Here is a 23,873-nt window from a genome sequence, read left to right on the forward strand (position 1 = left end):
GGCGTCACGGTAGCCTTGGTGGCCTATAACCGGACCAGATCGGGAGAGATAAACATGGGCAACTCCGTTGACAACACTGAGGTTGTCATCCTCGCAGCAGTGCGGACGCCACAAGGCCGCATCAACGGGCAACTGGCGAGCTTCACCGCCGTCGACCTCGGGGCGCATGCCATCAAGGCAGCGCTCGATGCCAGCGGGGTGGATGCCGGCCAAGTGGAGGCCGTGATCATGGGGCAAGTGCTGCAGGCCGGCGCCGGGCAGAACCCTGCGCGGCAGAGTTCGATCGGAGCCGGCATCGGCTGGAATGTTCCGGCCGTGACGGTGAACAAGGTGTGCCTTTCGGGCCTGACAGCCGTGATCGACGCCGCCAGGATGATCCGTGGCGGCGAGGCCTCCGTTGTGGTGGCCGGCGGGCAGGAATCCATGACCCGGGCACCTCACGTGCTGCCAGGCTCCCGGCAGGGCTGGACCTACGGTTCCATCCAGGCACTGGACGTAGCAGCGCATGATGGACTGACCGACGCCTTTGACGGCCAGTCGATGGGGCTGTCCACCGAAACCCGCAACCTCGCACTCGGCATCGACAGGACGTCCCAGGACAACGTGGCCGCGCAGTCGCATCAGCGCGCCGCACTGGCTGCCAAGAACGGAACGTTCGACGACGAGATCGCACCGATCAGCGTCAAGCAGCGCAAGGGCGATCCCCTGGTGGTCTCCACCGACGAAGGCGTCCGCCCCAACGCGTCAGTGGAATCGCTGGCCGGGCTGCGCGCAGCGTTCGCCACAGACGGCACCATCACCGCCGGCAACTCCTCTCCCCTGTCCGATGGAGCTGCCGCACTGGTCCTGTCATCCCGGGCCTTCGCGGAAGAACACGGGCTTGATTACCTGGCCATTGTGGGCAAGCCGGGGCAGGTAGCGGGGCCGGACAACTCCCTGCATTCCCAGCCCTCCAACGCCATCCGGAACGCCCTGGGACGCGCAGGCTGGACCACGGCAGACCTGGATTTCATAGAAATCAACGAAGCGTTCGGCTCCGTTGCGGTCCAGTCACTCAAGGACCTGGACTACCCCCTGGAGAAGTGCAACCTCCACGGCGGCGCCATCGCCCTGGGCCACCCCATCGGGGCATCCGGTGCGCGCCTGGCAGGCCATGCCGCGCATGAACTCAAGCGCCGCGGCACGGGCAAAGCCGCGGTGTCCCTGTGCGGCGGCGGCGGGCAGGGCGAAGCCCTCCTGCTGTACCGCGACTGATGGCGCGCTTGTCCACACATGAAACGGACGGCGTCGGACGGGAACGGTTCCTGGCCGACGCCGCCGCCCGTGGCCTGCAGGTCGAGGTGGTGAAAAGGCCGGCAGCCAAAAGCCTGGAGGAGGCGGCCGGCATCCTGGGGATCAGTCCTGCTGACATCGTGAAGTCCCTGGTGGTCAAGCACAAGGATGGCTCATTCCTGTTTGCGCTGATCCCGGGTGACCGCCAGATTTCGTGGCCCAAGCTCCGCGGCCTTGTGGGGGTCAACAAACTCTCCTTGCCTCCCGCGGACGTGGCGCTTGACGCCACCGGCTATGAGCGCGGCACCATCACCCCGTTGGGCAGCACCACCAGCTGGCCTGTCTACGCGGACGCCACCATCACCGGCCGGAGGATCTCGATGGGCGCCGGCGCGCACGGCTACAGCGCGTTTGTGGATGCCGATGCGCTGACTGCCGCGCTGGGTGCCGTCGTCGCGGACATCTCCGATCCCGCCTGACCTCCGGACAGCACAAAGCCCCGCCCACAAACGTGGACGGGGCTTTGTGCGGAAAAGCGCTGTTACTTGAGGGTAACGGTGGCGCCTGCAGCCTCGAGCTGCTCCTTGGCCTTCTCGGCAGCTTCCTTGGTTGCACCTTCGAGGACAGCCTTGGGAGCGCTGTCAACCAGGTCCTTGGCTTCCTTCAGGCCCAGGGAAGTGATGGCGCGAACTTCCTTGATCACTGCGATCTTCTTGTCACCGGCAGCTTCGAGGACGACGTCGAAGTCAGTCTTCTCTTCAACCTCTTCAGCAGCAGCGCCGGCGGGGCCAGCAACAGCAACAGCAGCAGCGGTAACTTCGAAGGTCTCTTCGAAGAGCTTGACGAACTCGGAGAGCTCGATGATGGTCAGTTCCTTGAAAGCTTCAATGAGCTCTTCGTTGGTGAGCTTCGCCATGGTAGGCGTCCTTCCTGTTGTGGTCCCGGCACAGCGCGAAGCCGTGCACGACACCGGAGTCTGGTGGGGTAAAGAGAATTAGTTCTCTTCGGCAGCAGGAGCTTCGGCCGGGGCCTCTGCTGCTGCTTCGGGAGCTTCTTCAGCGGCAGGCGCTTCGGCAGCTGCCGGTGCACCGTTCTCTTCTTCAAGCTTGAGGCGCAGTGCGTCAATGATGCGTGCAGCTGCGGCGGCGGGTGCCTTGAGGACACCTGCAACCTTGGCGAGCTGCAGCTCGCGGGACTCGAGGGCAGCCAGTGCGGCAACCTCGGTGGCGTCCAGTGCCTTGCCCTCGAAGTAACCGGTCTTGATGACCAGCTGCTTGTTGGTCTTGGCAAAATCCGTCAGGCTCTTGGCAGCGGCAACTGCGTCACCCTTGATGAACGCGATTGCAGTGGGGCCGGCAAGCTGGCCGTCGAATGCTTCGACGCCGGCTTCCTTGGCTGCAATGGCGGTCAGGGTGTTCTTGACGACCGCGAACTTGGTGTCCTGGCCGAGAGAAACACGCAGCTGCTTGAGCTGTGCAACGGTGAGCCCGCGGTATTCGGTCAGGACAGCGGCGTTCGATTCCTTGAAATCGTTAGTGATCTCAGCTACTGCTGAAACCTTGGTAGGCGTTGCCATAACCCTCCTTCCGGGGATAGTGCCGGTATGCGACGGTCCCCGCTCAAGAGAGCTAAAACTAAAAACGCCCCGCGCAGATGCACGGGGCTTGGCTCAACACGGATCAGTCCATGAAGCTTTGCTTCGTTCACCTGCGCCGGCCGCCCTGCGTTGAGGGTCCTTCGTCCAGAAACCCACTGCTTCCCCCGCGCACAACTGCAGAGTTGAGCCATGTTCGAGAGAGTGGATTTCCAACAACCGACGGTCTTTGGTCATCCCAGTCTACGGGAGAGCGTTCGGGTCCACCAAATCGGGGCGTCAGCTCTTGCTGGTGTGCAGGTGCGGGAGCTCCTTCTGCCAGATTCCGGTGACCCCGGCCGTCTGGAAACCGAGCTGCTTGTTGACGGTCAGGAGGTACCGGTTCTCCGGGGCGTTCCACGTGTAGATGACCCGCGCGTCGGGGAACTGCTCGGTGAGCCGCTCCATGTTGGCCACCTTGATCAGCAGGCCCAGCTTGTTGCCACGATGTTCCTGCAGGACCAGCGTGTCGTCCTGGAAGACGACGTCGGTGCGGTGCGCCAGCACGGTGATGGTGGTCAGGCCCACCAGCGTTCCGCTGGCGAGGTGCTCAACGGCGGTGACCACTGTCCGCCTGCCCTGCGCAATGGCAACTTCTTCGGCCTCCCGGAGGATGCCGCCGTCGAACACCATCTCCTGCTCAACGGGAGCGTCCAGGGAGGGATCGACGTCGGCCCCAGCCTGGTTCTCCAAGGCCGCAACAGCCTCCAGCCACTGGTCGGGGCAGCGGTCCGTCCAGTGGTGGAGCCGGTACCGTCCGTTGTTGGCCTCGTCCGCTTCCGCCTGCAGGTCGGCCACCAGCTTTGTGTCCAGCGGCAGCAGGCAGGAGCTGAACTGCTCGATGTGCTGGAGCGTGTACCCGGTCCGCTGCGCGAATTCGACCTCGCGGCTTTCCAAGGGCACGAATCCCTGTCCCGTACCAGGGACAAGCTGGGCACGTTCGAATTCGTGCAGGGACGCCCCGGGGTGGTTGGTGTCCACGAGGATCATGGTGCGGCCCTCTTCACGGGCCAGCTGTTCCGCCGCCTGCAGCAGCCGCCGGCCCACGCCCTGGCGCTGGTACTCAGGCAGGATGTCGAGCGTGAACTCCGCCAGGTCCAGGTTGTCGGTGAGGGGCAGTGCGATGTCCACGGTGCCCACAATCTCCCCGTCCACCTTGGCAACGAGGATGAGCTGACGTTCGTAGGGGTCCTGGAACTCAAGCAGCTTCTCCAGCGGGCCGTAGGCCAGATCGTCACTGCCCCACGTCTGCATCCGGACTTTCCGCCCCACTTCGACGGCGGCGAGGAAGTCGGCGGCGTCCGGCCCGTCCAGTGCGTCGGGGATCCAAAGCAGCTCGATCTTCACGTCTTTTGCCATAGGCGAATCATCCCAGCCGTTTCTGCCACTCGCCTTCAAAACCTGCGGGCTTGAATCCAAGTGCAATATTTATGGCCAGCATATGTTGGTTTTCGTTGGCATTCCATGTCAGGACCGATCGGGCTGATGGCCATCTGGATTGTGCCCGCCGCAGGTTTGCCACTTTGATGAGCATGCCCAGGCGCCGCCCACGGTGTTCGGACCTGACCAGGGTGTCCTGCTGCACCATCGACTCCGGGATCCCTGGGCGCCAGTTCAGTACGGTGTAGGCCACGAGTTCCCCGGTGGTCCGGTGAACAGCAGCTGTTACGGCTGACTGGACCCCGCCCCGCATCAGCGCCTTTTCCTCCTCGTGCACCCGGGCGGCGTCCCAGTCCTCGCGTTCCCAGTCCAGTCCGGCGATGGGAACGTCCGTGCTCATTGTCGCTTTGAGCCGGGCATAGGCGTCCACCAGATTGTCCGGGCAGGTATCGTCCCACCCGGTGATGCTGTAATCCTCCGCCCTGGGTTGGGCCTCTGCCGCCAACCGGTCCAGCGCCACCGGCGGGACGGGCAGCTCGAGCCGGCTGGACCGCTCCACCTGCTCCAGCTGATAACCCGCAGCAACAGCAAAGGCTACCGCCGGCTCGTTCAGCGGCAGGCCGCCGGCCCCGGATTTGGCGGGAACCAGGGCGCCCCCTCCCGCAGCCGCGAGCGGCACCTCGTGGTAGGCGTCCAGGGAAGTCCTGCCGCGGTTTCGGGCGACTGCTTCGGCATGATCCAGCAGGGCCCGGCCCAATCCGCGGCGGCGGTGGGCAGGGGCTACCAGGACGTCAATTCCGGCAGTGTGGGTATTCTCTCGCAGAGGGAGCGTCACCGAGCACATCCCCACCGTTTCCGGTCCGACCCTGGCCAGGTAGAGGTACCGTTCCTCATACTCGTTGCCTCGCCAGTACTCGAGCGCTTCCGGCAAGGTAGGGCAGCGGTCCAGGTTCCCCCACTGGGCCAGCTCGTGGGCTACCCGTAGGGCATGGCATTCCTCGAAATCCGCGGACGCTTCCCTTCCCGCGCCAGCCACACTTCCATCAGTTCCGCTGCCGCGGGCAGGCGGGACCTCGACGGCGGTGATCGTCAGGCCAGCCTCTGCCAGCCGGGTGCGTGCAGCCGCCACTGCATCCGGTTCAAACTCGGGATCGGCCACGCCCCCAGCTTAGGCAGTACCGGCCGGCAAGTTAAGCAAGAACCGCCCGGCGCAGGCGCCGGGCGGTTCTTGTATGCTGCGGAAATCCGCGGCAGGTGCTTCGGGACGACTTACGCGTCGGTCAGAACCTTGGTGACGTTGGGGTCGACGGAGATGCCGGGACCGAACGTGGTGGCAACGGTGGCCTTCTGGATGTAGCGGCCCTTGGAAGCGGACGGCTTCAGGCGAAGCACCTCTTCCAGTGCTGCTGCGTAGTTCTCAGCCAGCTTGACGGAGTCGAAGGACACCTTGCCGATGATGAAGTGCAGGTTGGAGTGCTTGTCGACGCGGAAGTCGATCTTTCCACCCTTGATGTCGTTGACGGCCTTGGTGACGTCGGGGGTCACGGTGCCCGTCTTCGGGTTCGGCATCAGGTTACGCGGACCCAGGACCTTACCGAGGCGGCCAACCTTGCCCATGAGGTCAGGGGTGGCGACGGCGGCGTCGAAGTCGGTCCAGCCGCCGGCGATCTTTTCGATCAGGTCATCGGAACCAACGAAGTCGGCGCCGGCAGCGATTGCTGCCTCAGCCTTGTCGCCCGTGGCGAAAACCAGGACGCGGGCAGTCTTACCGGTGCCGTGGGGCAGGTTGACCGTACCGCGGACCATCTGGTCAGCCTTACGGGGGTCAACGCCGAGGCGGAATGCGACCTCGACAGTGGCGTCGAACTTGGACGGGTTGGTGTCCTTGGCCAGCGTTACTGCCTCGAACGGCGCGTAGAACTTCTCCGCGTCGATCTTGGCGGCTGCTGCCTCATATGCTTTGCTGCGCTTTGCCATGCTGCTTATTTCTCCTTGTGCAGTTGTGGTCTGCGGACCGCGCTGGGCCCTGCCACAGTCGGGGATCCGGCGAGGATCCTCGACATTTCAATGATGTGGTTACCGGTTGCCCGGTGGTTGAAAGCTGGTATTAGCCTTCGACCGTGATGCCCATGGAGCGGGCGGTGCCGGCGATGATCTTCGCTGCGCCTTCGAGGCTGGTGGCGTTGAGGTCTTCCATCTTGGTGGAGGCGATCTCGTTGACCTGGGCCTGGGTCAGCTTGGCAACCTTGACGGTGTGCGGGGTAGCTGAACCCTTGGCGACGCCTGCAGCCTTCTTGATGAGCTCTGCAGCCGGCGGGGTCTTGGTGATGAACGTGAAGGAACGGTCCTCGTAGACCGTGATTTCCACGGGGATGACGTTTCCGCGCTGGGCTTCCGTCGCAGCGTTGTACGCCTTGCAGAATTCCATGATGTTGACACCGTGCTGGCCAAGCGCAGGACCGATCGGCGGAGCCGGGTTGGCGGCACCTGCCTGGATCTGCAGCTTGATGAGGCCGGTGACCTTCTTCTTGGGAGCCAATGTAGGGTCCTTCTCTCAATAACGTCCTGGGACACAGGAGCGTGCCTCAGGTTTTTGGCCGCCATGGCAAGGCGGCCGGCCGTCCCGGTGCTGCTAAAGCGGGCAGCGCCGGGACGAATTCTCGGAATATCAGATCTTGGTGACCTGGTTGAACGCCAGGGTAACCGGCGTTTCGCGCTCGAAGATGGACACCAGTACCACGAGGGTCTGGGATTCGACCTTGATCTCGGAGATCGTGGCGGGAAGGGTCTCGAAGGGACCTTCCTTGACGATGACGGACTCGCCAACTTCGAAGTCCACATCCACGGGAGCCTGGTTCTGCTTGTTGACCGGCTTGCCCTTCTCGGCCTGCTCTTCCTCGAAGACAGGGGCGAGCATGGAGAAAACCTCATCCAGGCGCAGCGGCACGGGGTTGTGGGCGTTACCCACGAAGCCGGTGACGCCGGGGGTGTGGCGGACGGCGCCCCAGGAGGCGTCCGTCAGGTCCATCCGGACCAGGACGTAACCGGGGATGCGGACGCGGTTGATGACCTTGCGCTGAGCGTTCTTGATCTCAACGACTTCTTCCATAGGCACCTGGATTTCGAAGATGTAATCTTCCATGTCCAGGGTCTGGATGCGGGTTTCCAGGTTGGCCTTCACGCGGTTTTCGTAACCGGCGTAGGAGTGGATGACGTACCAGTCACCTTCCTGGCGGCGCAGCTTGGCCTTGAACTCCTCAGCGGGATCGACCTCAGCCTTGGCGGCAGCAGCGGCGAGGGCGTCGGCTGACTCTTCCTCGGAGCCGGCGTCGTCACCCTCAGCGTCGTCATCGGAATCGGCGTCGCTGGCTTCGGGCGCGGAGGATTCAACCTCAGACTCGTCACCGGCTTCTGCCGTGATGTCCGCGGACTCTTCCAGCTCAGTCTCGGTTACCTCGAGCTCCTGCTCAGACACTTGGTCTCCTGCTTCCTCATTGCCTAACATGCCTATTTAAATGGCTCAATTCCGCACACCGGTGTTTCCCTCCGGTTTTCCCGGACGGAAACACGCAGCTGCGGATGGTTCAGCCTTAGCTGTCCGTGGGACCGGTACCGCCGAAGACCCAGCCGACAGCGGTTCCGAAACCGATGTCCAGCAGGCTGACGATGACCATCATGATGGCCACGAACACCAGCACCACGAGCGTGTAATTGATCAGTTCCTTGCGGGTTGGCGCAACAACTTTCTTCAGTTCGCCGATGGTCTGGCGGACAAAGAGTGCAATGCGGGCGAAGAAGTTTGCCTTGGCGTCCTTCTTAGCTGGGCGGCCCTTGGAGCTGCTGGCAGCTGTTTCGGTCACCTGGTCCTCGCTCATCTTTGCAATGTTGGATTACCCGGCCCTGATCAGAACCATGGTTGCTGCGCGTGCCCCGGATTTTCGCCCGGGGCAGCTTGCGCAGGGCAGACAGGACTCGAACCTGCAACCTGCGGTTTTGGAGACCGCTGCGCTACCAATTGCGCCACTACCCTATGGAGTGAATGTCACCTTGACCACGACGAACCGCCAGCTTGCACTGGGGCGCACGTCATCATCTGTGTTTCAACACCGGTGAACCAGTCTACGCAACAACTTCGCGTTCGTCGAACCGGCCCGATTCCGGCCCTTCCAGCTGCCCTCGGCCTGACGCTGGCTGCAGGGCAGTCACATTCAAAACCGGCAACCCGGAGGGTCCGCTGAACAGCATAGAGTAGAACTCGTCGAATCCCACATTCCAGCCTTTCCGGCTGCAAGCGAAGAACGGACCTGCCATGTCTGCCGCCCGCGTTTCCCAGCGCATATCCGCAATTGCCGAATCCGCCACCCTTGCCGTTGACGCCAAGGCGAAGGCGCTGAAGGCAGCAGGCCGGCCGGTTATTGGGTTCGGAGCCGGCGAACCTGACTTCCCCACCCCGGATTACATTGTCCAGGCAGCCATCGAAGCGGCAAGCCAGCCGAAGTACCACCGCTACTCCCCCGCAGCCGGCCTGCCCGAGTTGAAGAAGGCAATCGCCGAAAAAACCCTGCGCGATTCCGGGTACGCCGTGGAGGCTTCCCAGGTGCTGGTGACCAACGGCGGCAAGCAGGCCGTCTACAACACTTTCGCCACGCTGGTGGATCCGGGCGACGAAGTGATCGTGCCCACCCCTTTCTGGACCACGTACCCGGAGGCCATCCGACTCGCCGGCGGGGTGCCCGTTGAGGTTTTCGCCGGCCCGGAGCAGGACTACCTGGTGACAGTCGAGCAGCTTGAGGCAGCCGTCACCGACAAAACGAAGATCCTGCTGTTCGTTTCACCGTCCAACCCCACCGGTTCGGTCTACTCGCCGGAGCAGGTGGCGGAGATCGGCAAGTGGGCCGCGGCGAAGGGCCTGTGGGTGGTCACCGATGAGATCTACGAGCACCTGACATACGACGGCGTTCCTTTCACGTCCATCGCCACCGCCGCCCCCGAACTCGGCGACAAAGTAGTCATCCTCAACGGGGTGGCCAAGACGTACGCCATGACCGGCTGGAGGGTGGGCTGGATGATCGGTCCGGCAGACGTCATCAAGGCCGCCACGAACCTCCAGTCCCACGCCACCTCCAATGTCTCGAACATCATGCAGATTGCCGCCCTGGCCGCGGTGTCGGGCCCGCTGACCGCCGTTGACGAGATGAAGGTGGCATTCGACCGCCGCCGGAAGGCGATCGTCGCCGGCCTGAACGCCATCGAAGGTGTGGAATGCCCGACGCCGAAGGGCGCCTTCTATGTCTACGCGGATGTCCGTGCGCTGCTGGGCAAGGAATTCCCGACGGCGTCCGGCACCTCCACGCCGCAGACCTCCGCCGAACTGGCTGCCTTGATCCTGGACGAGGTTGAGGTGGCAGTGGTTCCGGGCGAGGCTTTCGGGCCGTCCGGCTACCTCCGCCTCTCCTACGCCCTGGGGGACGAGGACCTCGCCACCGGCGTGCAGCGGCTGCAGGACTTCCTGGGCAAGGCCCAGTAAGCACCGCAATCCCCGATGCGCTATCAGTTTTGGTCCTTAACATGATCTGTTGGGGACCAAAACTGATAGCGCATTTTCCATTTAGAGGAGGCGGCGTTCGGCGGCCCACTTGGTGAGTTCGTGGCGGCTGGACAGCTGGAGTTTGCGGAGTACGGCGGAGACGTGGGTTTCCACCGTCTTGATGCTGATGAACAGTTCCTTGGCCACCTCCTTGTAGCTGTAGCCGCGGGCGATCAGGCGCATGACTTCGAGTTCGCGGGCGGAGAGCTTGTCCAGTTCGTCGTCCGCGATGTCTGAAGGGGCGGTGCCGAAAGCGTCCAGCACAAAGCCCGCGAGCCGCGGCGAGAAGACGGCATCTCCCCCGGCCACCCGGTATACGGCATCGGTGATTTCCGCTCCGGAGATGGTTTTGGTGACGTAGCCCCGGGCCCCCGCCCGGATGACCGCCACAACGTCCTCGGCGGCGTCTGAGACGCTGAGGGCAAGAAACCTCGTGCTGGACAGCAGGGGTGCTGAGCCGGAGATGACTTCCCGCCCTCCGCCGCCCAGGCCGCCGGGCAGGTGGACGTCCAGGAGCACCACCTCCGGGCGTTCCCGGGCTATCACGGCAATGGCCTGCTCCACGGTGGCTGCCTCGCCCACCACGTGGATGCTCGGATCCAGGTCTGCTTTCAGGCCGGAGCGGAAGATGGCATGGTCGTCGACGATAACCACCCGGACGGGTGTGGCGGGCCGGACGGGTCCTGTTCCGGCCCCCTGCGTGGTGTTCATGTTTTGCCTTCCGTGCTGTCATGCGGGCTGGCCGGGTAGCCGAGCCGCACTTCCGTGCCTTCTGTGGTGCTGGTGATGGTGGCGGTACCGCCATGGCGGCTCATCCGGCCGATGATGGATTCGCGCACGCCGAGCCGGTCCTCCGGCACATGCTGCAGTTCAAAGCCGGGGCCCCGGTCCTTGATGAACACTTCGGCCCGGCCGCCGGATACCTCCAGGTAGACCGAAACGGTCCCGCCCCCATGCCGGGAGGCGTTCAGCATTGCCTCGCGGCTGGCCTGGATCAGGGCCTCGTGGCCCTCTGTGACGGCGGTGTCACCCACGCTCACCACGTCCACGGCGTTGCCCAGCAGGTCCTCCACCTCGGCAGCAACAGCCTTGATCCGGTCCGACAACTGCCCGGCATCCTTTCCCGGATCGGCGAACAGCCAGCCCCGCAGCTCCCGTTCCTGGGCACGGGCCAGCCGGACGACGTCGTGCTCGTTCGATGCCCGCCGCTGGATCAGGGCCAGTGTCTGGAGCACTGAGTCATGCAGGTGGGCGGCTATTTCCGCACGCTCCGTTTCCCGGACCCGGCCTGCGCGCTCCGCTTCGAGGTCGCGCCAGAACTTCAGTGCCCAGGGAAGCAGGACCAGCACCACGCCACCGAGGACCGCCACTGAGGCGAGCAACGCCAGCCAGGTCTGTTCCCAGGAGCCGGAACCGGACACCATCACCAGGACACCCGCCACCACCAGTGCCAGGCCTGCCGCAAGCCGGGCCCAGCCGCCGGCCTGGTCCGCCTTGGTTTTGTCCACGAGCCCCGCGCGCCGGGTTTCATCCAACTGCATCCAGGCGATGGAGGCCCCGCCAAGGACGGCCGCGGCCGGAATCAGGGTGCCCAGCGGAACGTCGACGCCGAGGATCTGGGCGATCAGGATGCCCGCCACGAGCAGCAGCCCGACGCCGAGCAGGATTTCCTTGCCGTAACGCATCTCCCGGAACCGGAACCAGGGCGGCCGCACCGGCCCCGGCATAATCCCTGCCGTGTCCCCTGCGCCCGGGTATAAGGGGCCGCCCCGGGAGGGCGGAACGACGCCGGGCAGGCCTGCGGTTTGAAGACCTGGCCCGGCCGTTCGGGGATCACCTGGAACCCCACCCGGCGCATCGGTCCGGGCAGCACCCTGCGGAGGGCCTTGGCTCACTGCGGGAGCAATCGGCGACGCCGGGCGGCGCGCCTGACGCCGTGCGCTTTCGTCCGCGGTGGGCACCATGATCCACAGCCAGGCATAGAAGACCAGGCCCGCGCCGCCCGCGAGCGTGGCCAGGACCATGCCCACCCGCACGTTGCGGACCGGCCAGCCCAGGTGCGCGGCAAGGCCGGAGCACACGCCCGCGATGAAGCGGTCGCTGCGCCGGACCAGCGGGGGCCGGATGGGGGCGGTGGTCATGGATCAATCCAAACACGGATCAGGGTTCCCCGGACCCGGTTTGGGCATGAACCGGGGGCCACTCAGGGACCGTTCAGGGTGTCCCCCAGTAGAGCGGAAGCGCCCCGGACGGAAGGATCGAGGTATGAACTCGCAGACCCCCACCCCTGATGACGACCATCGCACGGAACCCCTCCCCGAACGGGACAACGCCCACCCCACCGAGCCCCTGCCCCCGGCCTCGCCGTCCCCGCAGCACCAGGAGCCGGCGCAGGAGTCCAGTGCGGAATCCAACGGTGAAGCCAACCGCGGCTCCAACAACACGGACTCCGCCAGCAGCACCTACACCGGTACGTCGGCCGGACCCCACTCCGCCCCGACGGCGGGCAGTTACGCCTATGCCGGAATTCCCGCCCAGCAGGCGGACTTCTTTGGCTGGGTCCGCAGCCATGGCGTCAGCCGCGGCCAGGACCGTTGGATCGGCGGCGTATCCAGCGGAATTGCCCACCGCCTGGGAATCGACCCGCTGATTGTCCGCGGCGTCTTCATTGTCCTGACCCTCTTCGCCGGCATCGGCGTACTCCTGTACGGCCTGGCGTGGGCGTTCCTTCCGGAACCTGACGGCCGCATCCACGTCCAGGAAGCCGGCGCGGGCCGCTGGACCAGCGGCATGACCGGTTCCCTGATCGCCACGATCCTCGGCTTCAGCGGGCTGGGCGGCGGTTTCTGGGGCTGGGGAAACCATGGTTTCGGCGCCTTCCTCTGGACCATATTCTGGGTGGGCGGCGCCATCTACCTGATCTACTACCTGGTCCAGCGGAACAAGGCCGCAACCGGATCTCCGGCCGGCCTGGCAAGCGCCGGCAACACCGCCTACGCTTCGGGAACCTCCGCAACAGCCACTCCTCCCTACTCAGACGTCGCAGGCACCGGTCCCTTCACCGGCAGCCCCTACGGCGGCACCTCCTCGGGCGCGCGGTCCGGCAGCGGCAATGAGGGCAGCGCGTATGGAAGCGGTGCGTACGGTGGCAGCGGGTCCGGCGGCAACGGCTGGGACAACGGACGGAACGGCGGCCCACGCCCGCCCCAAGGCCCCCCGCCGGCACCCAGGCTACGGCCCGCCGGCCCCGGTGCCCCCGCCGTCGCGATCGTTGCCGGCAGCGCCCTGCTGGCAGGCGCGGGACTCAAGGCCCTGGACGTCACCAACATCATTAACCTCGGCGATTCCACCAACGCCATCGCCTGGGCCAGCGCGGCAGCCGTCCTGGGCCTGGGGATCCTCGCCATGGGCCTCCGCGGCAGGACGTCCGGCATCCTCTCGTTCTTCGCCGTGGCAGCACTGATCATCGGCGGCATCTTCAACGTGGTGGGCAACAACGGCGACCGCGTCCGTTTCCAGGAAGTCAGCTGGACCCCCACGAGTATCGGGCAGGCAAGCGACGGGTTGAACATCACCGCCGGCCGCGGCACCGTGGACCTTACCGAACTGGCCCTGGACGCCCCGCTCCAGTCCGAGGTCCTGGTCCCGCTGGACATTACAGCCAGCAACGTCACGGTGCTCATACCGGACACGGTGCCCGTGGACGTCAAGGCGGACATGACCCTCGGGAACCTGAACGAGGCCGGAAGCCGGCGCAGCGGCATTTCCAGCCGGGAGAGCACCTACAACACAGACAAGCCCGGCAGCCACCTGGTGATCCAGATCGATGGCACCGTCAGCAACGTCACCATCAAGGAAGGTAACTAAGATGAGCAGCCACACTCCGGCCCCGGACCCTTACGGTCCGGATCCGTACACCCCAGGAAGCACGACGGCGGACGCCACTGCTGCCCCAACCTCCGGAGCGCGGGTGGGCACGGTGGTGTGGGGCCTGATCGTCCTGGCCCTCGCCGCACTGATCATCATCGCCCAGTTGGGCATCGTCACGCTGAACGGGACCTACGTCCTGATCGGCCTGATGATTGGAGCCGGCGCGGCCCTGGTGGTGGGTGGACTCCTCTCCGCCCGGAAACGTGACAACAACCCCACAACACGGAAGTCTTGAACCATGGACAAGTTTTTCAGCATCGTCAGGGGCCTTGGCCTGAAGCGCGGACCGGAACGGTGGCTTGGAGGTGTGCTGGGAGGACTCGCGGCAAAGCTCGACGTGGACGTAGCTTTTGTCCGGATTGCATTCCTGGTCTTCTGCCTGCTCCCGGGCCCGGCTGTCATCTTCTACCTCCTGGCCTGGGTGGTCCTGCCGGACCAGCGCAACGTCATCCCGCTCCAGTCATTCCTTGAACGGCGGTCCATCAACCGCCCCTGAGCACGCCAGCCTCAAGGCTCCCGCTCCCGCTCCCGTAATGGGGCGGGAGCCTTTGCGCGTTGGCACTCCATGGCGACGACGCTGAAACCGGGCAGTTCGATGTAACGGGTTTGTGTCGTACCCCACACCCCCTACTAGACTCTAGGTGAGCTCAGCGTGGCGCTCTGCCTGTATAACTTCTCCCCAGGATTTGAGCCAGAGACATGAAAATTGGAATTCTCACCAGCGGTGGCGACTGCCCCGGACTGAACGCCGTGATCCGCGGAGCCGTCCTCAAGGGCATTGCCATCCACGGTCACGAATTCGTGGGTTTCCTTGACGGTTGGCGCGGTGTCGTCGAGGGCGACATCATCGACATCCCCCGCACCATGGTCCGCGGTATCGCCAAGCAGGGCGGCACCATCCTTGGCACCTCCCGCACCAATCCCTTCGAAAACGGCGGCGGCCCCGAAGTCATCAAGGCCCACATGGACCGGATGGGCATCGACGCCATCATCGCGATCGGCGGCGAGGGCACCCTGGCAGCAGCGAAGCGCCTGACCGACGCCGGGCTGAAGATCGTGGGCGTCCCTAAGACCGTGGACAACGACCTCGACGCCACCGACTACACGTTCGGCTTCGACACCGCCGTGCAGATCGCCACCGAAGCCATCGACCGGCTCCGGACCACCGGAGAATCACACCACCGCTGCATGATCGCCGAAGTGATGGGCCGCCACGTGGGCTGGATCGCCCTGCACGCGGGCATGGCCGCCGGCGCCCACGCCATCCTCATCCCGGAGCAGAAGGTCAGCATCGACCAGATCACCGAATGGGTGAAGGAAGCCCACCACCGCGGCCGCGCACCCCTGGTGGTGGTCGCTGAAGGCTTCGTGCCCGAGCACATGGAAACCCCGCACTCCGAACGCGGCCTGGACACCTTCGGCCGGCCCCGGCTGGGCGGCATCGCAGACCAGCTCGCCCCGGAACTCGAAGCACGCACCGGCATCGAGACCCGAGCCACGATACTGGGCCACATCCAGCGCGGCGGCGTTCCCTCGGCCTTCGACCGGGTCCTGGCCACCCGGCTTGGCATGGCCGCCATCGACTCCGTGGTGGAAGGCTACTGGGGCACCATGGTGGCCCTGAAGGGCACGGACATTGAACACGTGGGCTTCCAGGAGGCGCTGGGCCAGCTGAAGACCGTTCCGCAGAAGCGCTACGACGAAGCCGCTGTCCTCTTCGGCTGAGCCCGTCGCGGGACCCGTTTGCTGGGCCGGGCACAGTCCGTGGATGTGTCCTGTTCGGCGCCGCCGGTTGCCCCACCTAGGCTGGGGTTATGACACTTGACCCCGGTTCTGCCGCCATCATCCAGCTTGCGTGGGCCCGGCGCCTGGAACTTGACGACGACGCTTTCGGTTCTGCCCTGGCCTCCGGGGAACGGATTGTCCGCGCCGATGACTCTGCCCGGACCGTGGAGTTCGTGCGCCTGTTTGGGAGTTCGGCGCTGGTGGGGCCGCAGTGGGTCATCGATGCCGCAGCGGGCATTCCGGATGAGGAGATGGCCCAGCACGTCACGCTCCTGACGCTGACCCGGTCCCACGGCGGCCACGGGCTGGGGGCGGCGGCGTTGTTCTTTGCGGACGACCTGCCCCTGAAACAGCCCTCGGAAGACATGACCATTTCGCATGGCAACCCTGAAGCCATCGAGCTGGAGGGCCGCTGCCCGCCGGACGACGTGAACGAGGTGGGCCTTTCGGACCTCGAAAACCGGTACACGATTGTGCACGAGGTGGAGGGCCGGCGCGTTCCCCTTGCCTGCGGCGCCTACTCCGAATGGGTGGGCCTGCTGGCCCACCTCGGTGTTTTGGTGGACCCGGAATGGCGGCGCCGGGGCCTGGGCTCGCTGGCCGTATCCATCGCGGCGCACGAAGCCTTGGCCGCGGGGCTTACCCTGCAGTGGCGCACCGACGTCAGCAACACGGGATCCCTGGCGCTGGCCCGGAAGCTCGGCCTGTCAGCCGGCGGAATCCAGACCAGCGTCCACCTTGGCTGACGGGGAAGTGACGCCCCAGCCCTGAACCGGCTGCGGCTTGGCGAAGAACAGCGCCACGGCCGCGCCCACCAGGATCACGCCGGCGGGCAGCAGCATGGACTGGCCCATCGCCGTCGAGAACCCACTGTGGAGGGCCTCCGGCAGGCTCCCGGAGAACATCATGCCCTCCCCCGCAGCTCCACCCGGTCCGCCCGACGGAAGCTCGGCAGCCAGCCGGGACTGGATCAGCACGGCGATGGCAGCGCTGCCCAGGACTGCACCGATCTGCCGCGTGGTGTTGTAGACGCCTGAGCCGGCACCGGCCTGCCGCGGCGGAAGATTGCGCGTGGCGGTGGTGCTCAGCGGCGCCCAAATGCCCGCGTTCGCAAATCCCAGGACTGCGCTTGGCAGCAGGAACATCAGGATCGGTGTCTCCGGCTGCATCAGGACCGAATTCCACACCAGCGCCACGGCCATCAACACCAGGCCGGCGGCGGTGATGAACTTGGGATTGACCCTGTCGATGATCTTGCCCACCACGGGCGCCAGGCCCCCGGAGATCAGGGCCATGGGCACCATCATGAGGGCCGACTGGGTGGGCGTGAGGCCACGGACCAGCTGGTAGTAGAAGATCAGCGGCAGGCTGAAGGCCGTCACCGTGAAGCCCACGGTGGTGATGCCGATGTTGGCCAGCGAGAAGTTGCGGTCACGGAAAAGGGCCAGCGGCAGCAGAGGTTCGCCCTTGTTGAAACGCTGCCACAACACAAACAACGCCAGGACGGCGATTCCTGCGATGATCAGGCCCCACACGGTGACGGGCCCGGTGATGGTGCCCCAGTTGTACGTTTCGCCTTCCTGGATGCCGAAGACCAGCAGGAAAAGGCCGACGGCGCTGAGCAGCACGCCGGGGATATCGAACCGGTGCGGGTGGGTGCTGAGGGCGGGAACGTTGCGCCAGGCGAGGATGAAGCCGGCGATGCCCACGGGCACGTTGATAAAGAAGATCCACTCCCACCCGAGCCCGTCAACCAGGACACCGCCCAGGATGGGGCCAACCAGCGTTGCCACCCCTGCCGTGGCTCCCCAGACAGCCATCGCGGCACCGCGGCGGTCCGGCGGGAAAATCCGGGTGATCACGGCCATGGTCTGCGGCGTCATGAGGGCTGCGCCGAGGCCCTGCAGGACCCGTGCGGCAATCAGGGTCCGGACATCACCGGACAGGCCGCACCACAGCGAGGCCAGGGTGAAGACCACCAGCCCGGACAGGTAGAGCTTCTTCGGCCCGAAACGGTCGCCCAGCCTGCCGGTGATCAACAGCGGAACGGCATAGGCCAGGAGGTAGGCGCTGGTGACCCAGATGACCGAGTTGATGTCCGCGTCCAGGCCCTCCATGATCCGCGGATTGGCCACGGACACGATCGTGGTGTCGATCAGGATCATAAAGAACCCGATCACCAGGGACCAAAGGGCCGGCCACGGCCTTGCTACGTTTTCCACTGGGTCATCTTTCGTCAGGTGGTGAGCTGCCGGGCGGGCCCGGTGATGCTAGCCCAGGAGGTCAAGGATCTCCTGGCGGGCGAACATTTGCGCGGCGGCGCGGGCCGTCGGTGAACCTGCATCCGGGTCGGCTCCGGCATCCAGCAGGACCCGGGCAACCTCGGTGTAGCCCTTGAACGCTGCACCTGCCAGCGGGGTCTGGCCACGGTTGTTGGCGGTGTTCGCCTCTGCGCCGTGCCTCAGGATCAGCTGAACAGTTTCTGCGTGGCCGTGATAGGCGGCCAGCATCAGGAGTGAATCGCCGGCCGCATTGGTCAGCGTGGCGGGAGCGCCGGCCTCGAGATAGGCCCGCAGCAGTGCCGAGTCCCCCTCCCGGGCGGCCTGGAAGAGCGTATGCGCCAGGGCCAGTGCCTCGTCGTCGGGCTCTCCCTTGGCAAGGTGAGGCTCGGACGGTGCGGCGTTGGACGGTACGGCGTTGTCAGTCATCAGCGTGGCCCCTTGAGGAATCCGGTCTGGCGCCCCACCACCTGGCCGGCGTCCGGGGCAACGATCAGTTCCTGGGCGGCAGTGTATGGCTCGTCCCCGTCCAGGACCGTCAGTATTTCATCCGCCGCCACGGATCGCTTTATGACTGCCAGCGCAACCGGGCCCATCTCGTAATGCTGGGCCACGGAGGTGACCGCTCCCACTTTCCGCTCCCCCACCAGGACGGCGCTGCCGGCCTGGGGCAGCGTGTGCTGTGATCCGTCGAGCTGGAGGAAGACCAGCCGCCGCGGCGGGTGCCCCAGGTTGTGGACGCGCGCGATCGTTTCCTGGCCCTTGTAGCAGCCCTTGGCCAGGTGGACCGCCGTGCGGAGGAGGTCGAGTTCGTGCGGGATGGTTTTATCGTCCGTTTCGGCCCCGATGCGGGGACGCCAGGCAGCCACGCGCAGAGCTTCGGCGGCAAGGACCCCGGCGAGGGGCCGCCCTGCCACGGTTTCCTCCAGCCCGGCGGCAGGAACCAGGTACTCGAACCACGGGCGCTCAAGTCCGGGGTGGTCAGCCGGCGCAACCGTGGCATATGAGTACCCACCCGGGGCCACGTTGGGCCAGGGGTCCTGCCACACCAACAGTTGGGACCACTCGGGCACTGCCCGGGTGCTCCCCAGCACTGCCCAACTGTCCGAGACGTCGGCGATCTCCACCCGCAGCATGAACTTCATCCTGTTAAGGAACTCTGCCAGCGGGGCTGCTTCGGGGGCCTCTACGATCAGCCAGGTGGTCCCGCCGTCGTCGACCACCCGGGCCTCGAAATCGATCCTGCCCTGCACGCTCAGGAGCAGCAGCTCACTGGACTCCCCCGCCTGCAGGCCCGTGACCTGCTGGGAGGACAGCGTGTTCAGCCAGCTCAGGCGGTCCGGCCCGGTGACCGTCACCACGCCGCGGTGGGAGAGGTCGACGACGGCCGTTCCGGCGGCGAGGGCGCGCTGCTCGCGCAGCGGCTCGCCGTAGTGGGCTGCCACGCCGGCGTCGGCACCCGCCGCCTCAACGGCTCCGGGGCGCGACAAAAGAGGGCTGGGAGTAGTCATACTTGGGGCAACGTCCTTTGGTCAGGGAGTATTCCGGAGTTTCAACCCGGCCTGTTAGGCAGGTTCGTTTTCGACCCCGCTCAGCCACCGGCGGCTAGCGGTATTCCGGGTTTTCAAAATCGAAACGGGTTCCGGCGGCCCATTCCTTGGGCAGGTTGCCGTATGCGGGGTAACCGCCCGCATCTTTGAGGGTGCGCGCCAGGTGGAGGAGGTTCCAGGTCATGAACGTGGCGTTGCGGTTGGTGAAGTCGGTTTCCGGACCCCCGGAACCCTCATCGAGGTAGCTCGGCCCCGGACCAACCGGGCCGATCCAGCCTGCATCGGCCTGCGGCGGAATGCTGAACCCGATGTGCTGCAGGCTGTAGAGGACGTTCATGGCGCAGTGCTTGATGCCGTCCTCGTTGCCGGTGATCAGGCAGCCGCCCACCTTGGGATAGAACGCCCACTGGCCCTTGCTGTTCAGTTCACCGGAATGGGCGTAGAGGCGTTCGATGAGCTTTTTGGTTTGGGAGGAGTTGTCGCCCAGCCAGATCGGCCCGGCCACCACCAGGATGTCCGCCTCCTGCACGACGGGATACAACTCGGGCCATTCGTCCGTGGGCCAGCCGTACTCGGTCATGTCCGGGTAGACGCCGCTGGCAATATCGTGGTCCACGGTGCGGATCACCCGGGTGCTGACGCCCTGCTTTTCCATGATGAGCCGGCTGATGGCGATCAGCCCGTCCGTGTTGGAAACCTGCGGAGACCGTTTCAGCGTCCCATTGAAAAAGACGGCCTTCAGGTCGCTGTAGTTCCGCCCGTTCGGCGGTGCCTGCAGGTTCCGGGGATCTTCCATGCGCCGTGCCCCTCTTTCATTCCGCCGGACCTGGGTGGTCAGGAAACTCTTTTGAGGAAAGCCGACGCGTGGGCTTCAAGCCCCTTGCCTTCCTTGCCCCCCACGGCCACATCCCAGCGCCAGAGCAGGTTCCCGTCCACCAGGCCGAAGATGCGGGTGGCAGCACTGTAGTCCTTGGAGTGGCTCCCGCGCATCACCATATCCGTGGTGAGCTGGATCTGCGGGCCCTTGATCTGCCCGTAGTACAGCTCGGAAATGCCCCCGGGATGGGAGATGGACACGGAAATGTCGAAGCCGCCCTCGCTGTTGCGGAGGGCCTCAACTTCGTCCGCGCTCTTCAGTGCCGGCACAATGTCCGCAGGGATCAGGCCGGGGCCGCCGTCGGCATCCAGCTGTTTGCGCTCCAGTGCCCAGAAGCCAGTCTCGACCGTCAGCGGCCGAAGGCGCGTGCCGTCGTCGTCTGTAAGCCAGCTCTCCGCACGGTACTGCAGGTACGGCAGCCCGTTGTGCGTGAAGGACACATGCTGAACGAAGTGCTCAGAATCCTCGTCGCCGCTGCCCAGCCGGCCGCGGCCCTCCCACTCGCCAATGAGCCAGGAAAGGGGGACGAGTTCAGGAGTCAGGTCTGTGGGAATCTCAATCGGCACAGCAATTACCTCGAAAAACCGCTAGCTCCGGAAAGGATCTACTTCTGGCCTTTGAAGAGGCGGTAAACCACAAAGCCGGCAAACCACGCCATGGACAGGCTGGCGATGCCGAGCAGGACAAGGAAGAAAATTTCAAAAGCAAGTACGGACATGATGCCATCCTAACGCGTTAGTAGATGAGTAGTTTGTCTATGAAGTAGGCCAGCGAACCCACCGCTGAGACAGGCGCCAGACCCATGCTAAAGGCAGCGGGAATGTTCAACGGGGCCCCGCGGAGTGTTACGAGACGGCGGAAGCTGACCAGCACCGCGCCCACCACGATGCCGAAAATTGCGGCCGGGAGCACGGCGATGTCGGACAGGACCAGCCCGGCAAGGGGGCCGGCAAGTCCGGCCATAACGATCCCCAGCGGCGCCACGATGCTGTCCGGCCAGCGGATCAGGCCAACCAGCAGGGCCACTGCCGCGCTGATGGCCGCCACGAGGAGCATCTCCCGAACGCCGTTGAAGCGGGCGCCCGCGATCCACCCTGCGCCCAAACAGGACAGCAGGACGCCCACCGAGCAGCCGAGCGTTGATTCCAGCCGCTGGGCCTGTCCCGTTCCCCGGATCAGCTGCACCACAAACACGGCCATGATTCCCAGGGCGATGAAAGGCGGCATCCAGTCCAGGTACCCCGGAGCAGGGGCGTAGGCGGCGGCCAGCGCGGATCCGGCTCCGGCGAGGCCGATCACGGCGGCGAGCGTCTTTTTGGCCGGTATCCGGAGGAAGTGCGGCCAGCCGATGCCCACGGCAGCCGCAATGACCACGGCAACGGCCACAAGGGCCTCGCGGGAGCCGTAGACGCCGGCGATGATTGCCGCCAGTCCCGCCATGCCTGCCACACCGATGGTCCATGAGCCCAGGGAGCGCGCGGGTGCCTGAAGTTCAGCCGTCATTCGGATCCCGGCCGGGGCTTAGTCTCTGCACTCACTGCGCTGCATCCCATCCTGCGTTGACGTTCAAAGGCGACGCCCGCCTCCTGTGCCAGGGCGTCGGGCCCTGCCCCAATCCTGCCTTATATGAACGGGATATGTCGCAAAACGTCCATTGATCCGAGGCTAATCCATGCTTGCTAAGGGGCCGCCGGGTATACTCAAGGCTCAGCTACGTTCCTTGTTCAGGTGGCTGGTTCGCTGCTGTTGGCAGCGGCCCAAACCCGGGGCAGGGAGCCAGTACCGGCCGGTGAGAATCCGGTTCAGTCGCTCAACGATGCGCGGACGGCCCTTGGAGGAACAATGTCGCACATCCTGTTATTGACGAACAGCACCGGTTCTTCGGTTGACATCCTGCCTGCCTTGGAATTGCTGAACCACCGGGTGCACATTCTCCCCGCCGAGCCAACAGCCCTGCTCGAGACGGATCCCTGCGATATTGTCCTTCTGGACGCGCGCAAGGATCTGGTGGGTGCCCGCTCCCTTACCCAGTTGCTCAAAGCCACCGGCCTCAGCGCACCCCTGGTGCTGATCCTGACTGAAGGCGGCATGGCCGCCGTTTCGTCCGCCTGGGCCGTGGACGATATCGTGCTTGAATCAGCTGGCCCCGCCGAGGTGGAGGCCCGCATCCGGCTCTCCGTCGCGAGGGCCGTCCCCGAGCAGGAAGACGCCCCCTCCGAGATCCGGGCGGCCGGCGTCGTCATTGATGAAGCGAGCTACACCGCGCGGGTGAACGGTGCGCCGCTGAACCTGACCTTCAAGGAATTCGAGCTCCTGAAGTATCTGGCGCAGCACCCGGGCCGGGTGTTCACCAGGCAGCAACTGCTCACCGAGGTGTGGGGCTACGACTACTACGGCGGCACGCGCACCGTGGATGTCCACGTCCGGCGCCTGCGCGCCAAGCTGGGCGCCGACCACGAAAACCTCATCAGCACGGTCCGGAACGTTGGCTACCGGCTCACCCTGGTCCGGCAGCAGGAAGACGAGCTGACCGAAGCCTGAGCCGGCTCCCCTGCGGACTGGTGTCCGCCATCCCGTAGCCTTGCTTCATGACTCCAGCGCACCCTGAGAAGTGGCCCGTCCATGTAGTCCAAGGCGGGGTTGACCAGCAGCTCCTGAAGGACTGCCGCGGCCTCCTGGCCGCGGCAGAAGAGTCGGACGGCAACCCGTCCATCTCGGAGCAGACCCTGATCAGCATGCGCACCGGCGACTCCGTCCAACACAAGCTGCTGACCCTGGCCCTTTATGCCCCGGACGAGGACTCAGATCCCTCCTCCGGCCAGGACCTGGCCGGTTTCGCCGCCGTGGTGGAAGAGCCGGACGGCACGGGTGTGGTGGAGATCGCCGTGCATCCGAGCTACCGCAACCAGGGTGTGGCGGACCGGCTGGTGGGCGCCCTGCAGGACCGCCGGGGCTTCCATGGGTTGAAAGCATGGTCCCATGGCAACCACGAGGCGGCCGCCGATCTTGCCGGCCGCTACGGCTACGTGCCCGTGCGCGAGTTGTGGAAAATGCGGATGACGACGACGACCGCGGACCTTCCCGACGTCGTCCTTCCGCCTGGGGTGACCATCCGCGCGTTTGTCCCGGGGCAGGATGAGGACCGCTGGCTGGCAGCGAACCGCGCCGCCTTCGCACACCACCCCGAGCAGGGCAGCCTTACCCGCGCCGATCTTGATGCCCGCATGGCCGAATCCTGGTTCGACCCCGCAGGGTTCCTCCTTGCAGTGGATGAAGAAGGGCGGCTGCTCGGCTACCACTGGACGAAGGTGCATCCGCAGCACGGCTCCCATCCCGCCATCGGGGAGATCTATGTGGTTGGGGTGACGCCCGAAGCCCAAGGGTCAGGTTTGGGCAAGGCCCTCACTGTTGCCGGCATCAAGCACCTGCAGGCCCAGGGGCTGCACGCCGTCATGCTGTACGTCGACGCTGACAACGCACCCGCGGTTGTCCTGTACCGGCGGCTGGGCTTTACCCGCTGGGACATGGACGTGATGTACGGCCCGGCGGAGGGTTAGTCCCCTTCCCGGCCGCGGGCCGG

At 65.4% G+C, this 23,873-nt stretch carries 26 protein-coding genes and 1 tRNA gene; 10 read left to right on the plus strand and 17 right to left on the minus strand.

Annotated features, from left to right (window positions below; translation table 11 throughout):
- Positions 1–54 precede the first annotated feature (54 nt).
- Both AC5RVY_RS01440 and AC5RVY_RS01445 read left to right on the plus strand, forming a co-directional pair.
- Positions 55–1,254, plus strand: coding sequence for an acetyl-CoA C-acetyltransferase (locus tag AC5RVY_RS01440; RefSeq protein ID WP_493952921.1), 1,200 nt, complete (start codon positions 55–57; stop codon positions 1,252–1,254).
- An 8-nt stretch (positions 1,255–1,262) separates the two neighbouring features.
- Positions 1,263–1,751 (plus strand): aminoacyl-tRNA deacylase, encoded by a 489-nt coding sequence (locus tag AC5RVY_RS01445; RefSeq protein WP_493952922.1) that lies wholly within the window; start codon positions 1,263–1,265, stop codon positions 1,749–1,751.
- Positions 1,752–1,813: 62 nt separating this feature from the next.
- Here AC5RVY_RS01445 and rplL read toward each other — a convergent pair whose 3' ends face one another.
- From rplL to AC5RVY_RS01490, 9 genes are all read right to left on the minus strand, one after another.
- The gene (rplL, locus tag AC5RVY_RS01450; RefSeq protein WP_066277893.1) at positions 1,814–2,188 is read right to left on the minus strand and encodes a 50S ribosomal protein L7/L12; all 375 of its coding nucleotides are present in this window, start codon (positions 2,186–2,188) and stop codon (positions 1,814–1,816) included.
- Positions 2,189–2,266: 78 nt separating this feature from the next.
- A complete protein-coding gene (gene rplJ / locus AC5RVY_RS01455; RefSeq protein ID WP_493952923.1) occupies positions 2,267–2,848 on the minus strand; it encodes a 50S ribosomal protein L10 in 582 nt (193 codons plus the stop codon).
- 297 nt (positions 2,849–3,145) lie between these two features.
- Complete coding sequence (locus tag AC5RVY_RS01460) at positions 3,146–4,264, minus strand: GNAT family N-acetyltransferase (RefSeq protein WP_493952924.1); 1,119 nt, start codon at positions 4,262–4,264, stop codon at positions 3,146–3,148.
- Positions 4,265–4,271: 7 nt separating this feature from the next.
- Positions 4,272–5,444: a GNAT family N-acetyltransferase gene (locus AC5RVY_RS01465; RefSeq protein ID WP_493952925.1), complete on the minus strand. Its 1,173-nt coding sequence runs from the start codon at positions 5,442–5,444 to the stop codon at positions 4,272–4,274.
- 110 nt (positions 5,445–5,554) lie between these two features.
- Complete coding sequence (rplA, locus tag AC5RVY_RS01470; RefSeq protein WP_493952926.1) at positions 5,555–6,262, minus strand: 50S ribosomal protein L1; 708 nt, start codon at positions 6,260–6,262, stop codon at positions 5,555–5,557.
- A 130-nt stretch (positions 6,263–6,392) separates the two neighbouring features.
- Entirely contained in the window at positions 6,393–6,824 is a 432-nt protein-coding gene (rplK, locus tag AC5RVY_RS01475) for a 50S ribosomal protein L11 (RefSeq protein WP_003803853.1), read from the minus strand.
- Between the two features lie 129 nt (positions 6,825–6,953).
- Positions 6,954–7,760, minus strand: a complete 807-nt coding sequence (gene nusG / locus AC5RVY_RS01480) for a transcription termination/antitermination protein NusG (RefSeq protein WP_493952927.1) — start codon at positions 7,758–7,760, stop codon at positions 6,954–6,956.
- 115 nt (positions 7,761–7,875) lie between these two features.
- Positions 7,876–8,160 (minus strand): preprotein translocase subunit SecE, encoded by a 285-nt coding sequence (secE, locus tag AC5RVY_RS01485; RefSeq protein ID WP_493952928.1) that lies wholly within the window; start codon positions 8,158–8,160, stop codon positions 7,876–7,878.
- A gap of 82 nt (positions 8,161–8,242) precedes the next feature.
- Positions 8,243–8,315, minus strand: a tRNA-Trp gene (locus AC5RVY_RS01490).
- 279 nt (positions 8,316–8,594) lie between these two features.
- Between AC5RVY_RS01490 and AC5RVY_RS01495 the strand changes: the two genes are divergently transcribed.
- Positions 8,595–9,812: a pyridoxal phosphate-dependent aminotransferase gene (locus tag AC5RVY_RS01495; protein WP_493952929.1), complete on the plus strand. Its 1,218-nt coding sequence runs from the start codon at positions 8,595–8,597 to the stop codon at positions 9,810–9,812.
- 81 nt (positions 9,813–9,893) lie between these two features.
- Here AC5RVY_RS01495 and AC5RVY_RS01500 read toward each other — a convergent pair whose 3' ends face one another.
- Together AC5RVY_RS01500 and AC5RVY_RS01505 are read right to left on the minus strand one after the other, a co-directional pair.
- Positions 9,894–10,583, minus strand: a complete 690-nt coding sequence (locus AC5RVY_RS01500; protein WP_493952930.1) for a LuxR C-terminal-related transcriptional regulator — start codon at positions 10,581–10,583, stop codon at positions 9,894–9,896.
- On the minus strand, positions 10,580–12,013 hold the full coding sequence (locus tag AC5RVY_RS01505; RefSeq protein WP_493952931.1) for an ATP-binding protein: 1,434 nt from the start codon (positions 12,011–12,013) through the stop codon (positions 10,580–10,582). Before AC5RVY_RS01505 ends, AC5RVY_RS01500 begins: the two co-directional genes overlap by 4 nt.
- Positions 12,014–12,137: 124 nt before the next feature.
- On the opposite strand from AC5RVY_RS01505, the gene AC5RVY_RS01510 reads away from it, so the two are divergent.
- The 5 genes from AC5RVY_RS01510 (at position 12,138) to AC5RVY_RS01530 (ending at position 16,333) form a co-directional block, all read left to right on the plus strand.
- Positions 12,138–13,739: a PspC domain-containing protein gene (locus AC5RVY_RS01510; RefSeq protein WP_493952932.1), complete on the plus strand. Its 1,602-nt coding sequence runs from the start codon at positions 12,138–12,140 to the stop codon at positions 13,737–13,739.
- 1 nt (position 13,740) lies between these two features.
- Entirely contained in the window at positions 13,741–14,037 is a 297-nt protein-coding gene (locus AC5RVY_RS01515) for a hypothetical protein (RefSeq protein WP_493952933.1), read from the plus strand.
- Positions 14,038–14,040: 3 nt separating this feature from the next.
- Positions 14,041–14,298 (plus strand): PspC domain-containing protein, encoded by a 258-nt coding sequence (locus AC5RVY_RS01520; protein ID WP_493952934.1) that lies wholly within the window; start codon positions 14,041–14,043, stop codon positions 14,296–14,298.
- 203 nt (positions 14,299–14,501) lie between these two features.
- Positions 14,502–15,527 carry an ATP-dependent 6-phosphofructokinase gene (locus AC5RVY_RS01525; RefSeq protein WP_493952935.1) on the plus strand — a complete coding sequence of 342 codons (1,026 nt, stop codon included), beginning with the start codon at positions 14,502–14,504 and terminating at the stop codon, positions 15,525–15,527.
- Between the two features lie 89 nt (positions 15,528–15,616).
- Positions 15,617–16,333, plus strand: coding sequence for a GNAT family N-acetyltransferase (locus AC5RVY_RS01530; protein ID WP_493952936.1), 717 nt, complete (start codon positions 15,617–15,619; stop codon positions 16,331–16,333).
- On the opposite strand, the gene AC5RVY_RS01535 is transcribed toward AC5RVY_RS01530, so the two are convergent.
- The 6 genes from AC5RVY_RS01535 to AC5RVY_RS01560 all read right to left on the minus strand — a co-directional run bounded on the left by AC5RVY_RS01535 (position 16,295) and on the right by AC5RVY_RS01560 (position 21,796).
- Entirely contained in the window at positions 16,295–17,809 is a 1,515-nt protein-coding gene (locus AC5RVY_RS01535) for a DHA2 family efflux MFS transporter permease subunit (protein WP_493952937.1), read from the minus strand. The genes AC5RVY_RS01530 and AC5RVY_RS01535 overlap by 39 nt on opposite strands.
- 48 nt (positions 17,810–17,857) lie before the next feature.
- Positions 17,858–18,295 (minus strand): ankyrin repeat domain-containing protein, encoded by a 438-nt coding sequence (locus AC5RVY_RS01540; protein WP_493952938.1) that lies wholly within the window; start codon positions 18,293–18,295, stop codon positions 17,858–17,860.
- A complete protein-coding gene (gene ygfZ, locus AC5RVY_RS01545) occupies positions 18,295–19,377 on the minus strand; it encodes a CAF17-like 4Fe-4S cluster assembly/insertion protein YgfZ (RefSeq protein WP_493952939.1) in 1,083 nt (360 codons plus the stop codon). The genes AC5RVY_RS01540 and ygfZ overlap by 1 nt, the downstream gene beginning before the upstream one ends.
- 94 nt (positions 19,378–19,471) lie before the next feature.
- Positions 19,472–20,212 (minus strand): flavodoxin family protein, encoded by a 741-nt coding sequence (locus AC5RVY_RS01550; RefSeq protein ID WP_493952940.1) that lies wholly within the window; start codon positions 20,210–20,212, stop codon positions 19,472–19,474.
- Between the two features lie 38 nt (positions 20,213–20,250).
- Positions 20,251–20,859 (minus strand): nitrobindin family protein, encoded by a 609-nt coding sequence (locus AC5RVY_RS01555; RefSeq protein ID WP_493952941.1) that lies wholly within the window; start codon positions 20,857–20,859, stop codon positions 20,251–20,253.
- Between the two features lie 169 nt (positions 20,860–21,028).
- Positions 21,029–21,796 (minus strand): permease, encoded by a 768-nt coding sequence (locus tag AC5RVY_RS01560; RefSeq protein ID WP_493952942.1) that lies wholly within the window; start codon positions 21,794–21,796, stop codon positions 21,029–21,031.
- A 339-nt stretch (positions 21,797–22,135) separates the two neighbouring features.
- Between AC5RVY_RS01560 and AC5RVY_RS01565 the strand changes: the two genes are divergently transcribed.
- Both AC5RVY_RS01565 and mshD read left to right on the plus strand, forming a co-directional pair.
- The gene (locus tag AC5RVY_RS01565; protein ID WP_159827101.1) at positions 22,136–22,834 is read left to right on the plus strand and encodes a winged helix-turn-helix transcriptional regulator; all 699 of its coding nucleotides are present in this window, start codon (positions 22,136–22,138) and stop codon (positions 22,832–22,834) included.
- Positions 22,835–22,881: 47 nt separating this feature from the next.
- On the plus strand, positions 22,882–23,850 hold the full coding sequence (mshD, locus tag AC5RVY_RS01570) for a mycothiol synthase (protein WP_493952943.1): 969 nt from the start codon (positions 22,882–22,884) through the stop codon (positions 23,848–23,850).
- Positions 23,851–23,873: the final 23 nt, after the last annotated feature.

The organism is Arthrobacter sp. Ha26, assembly GCF_059091705.1.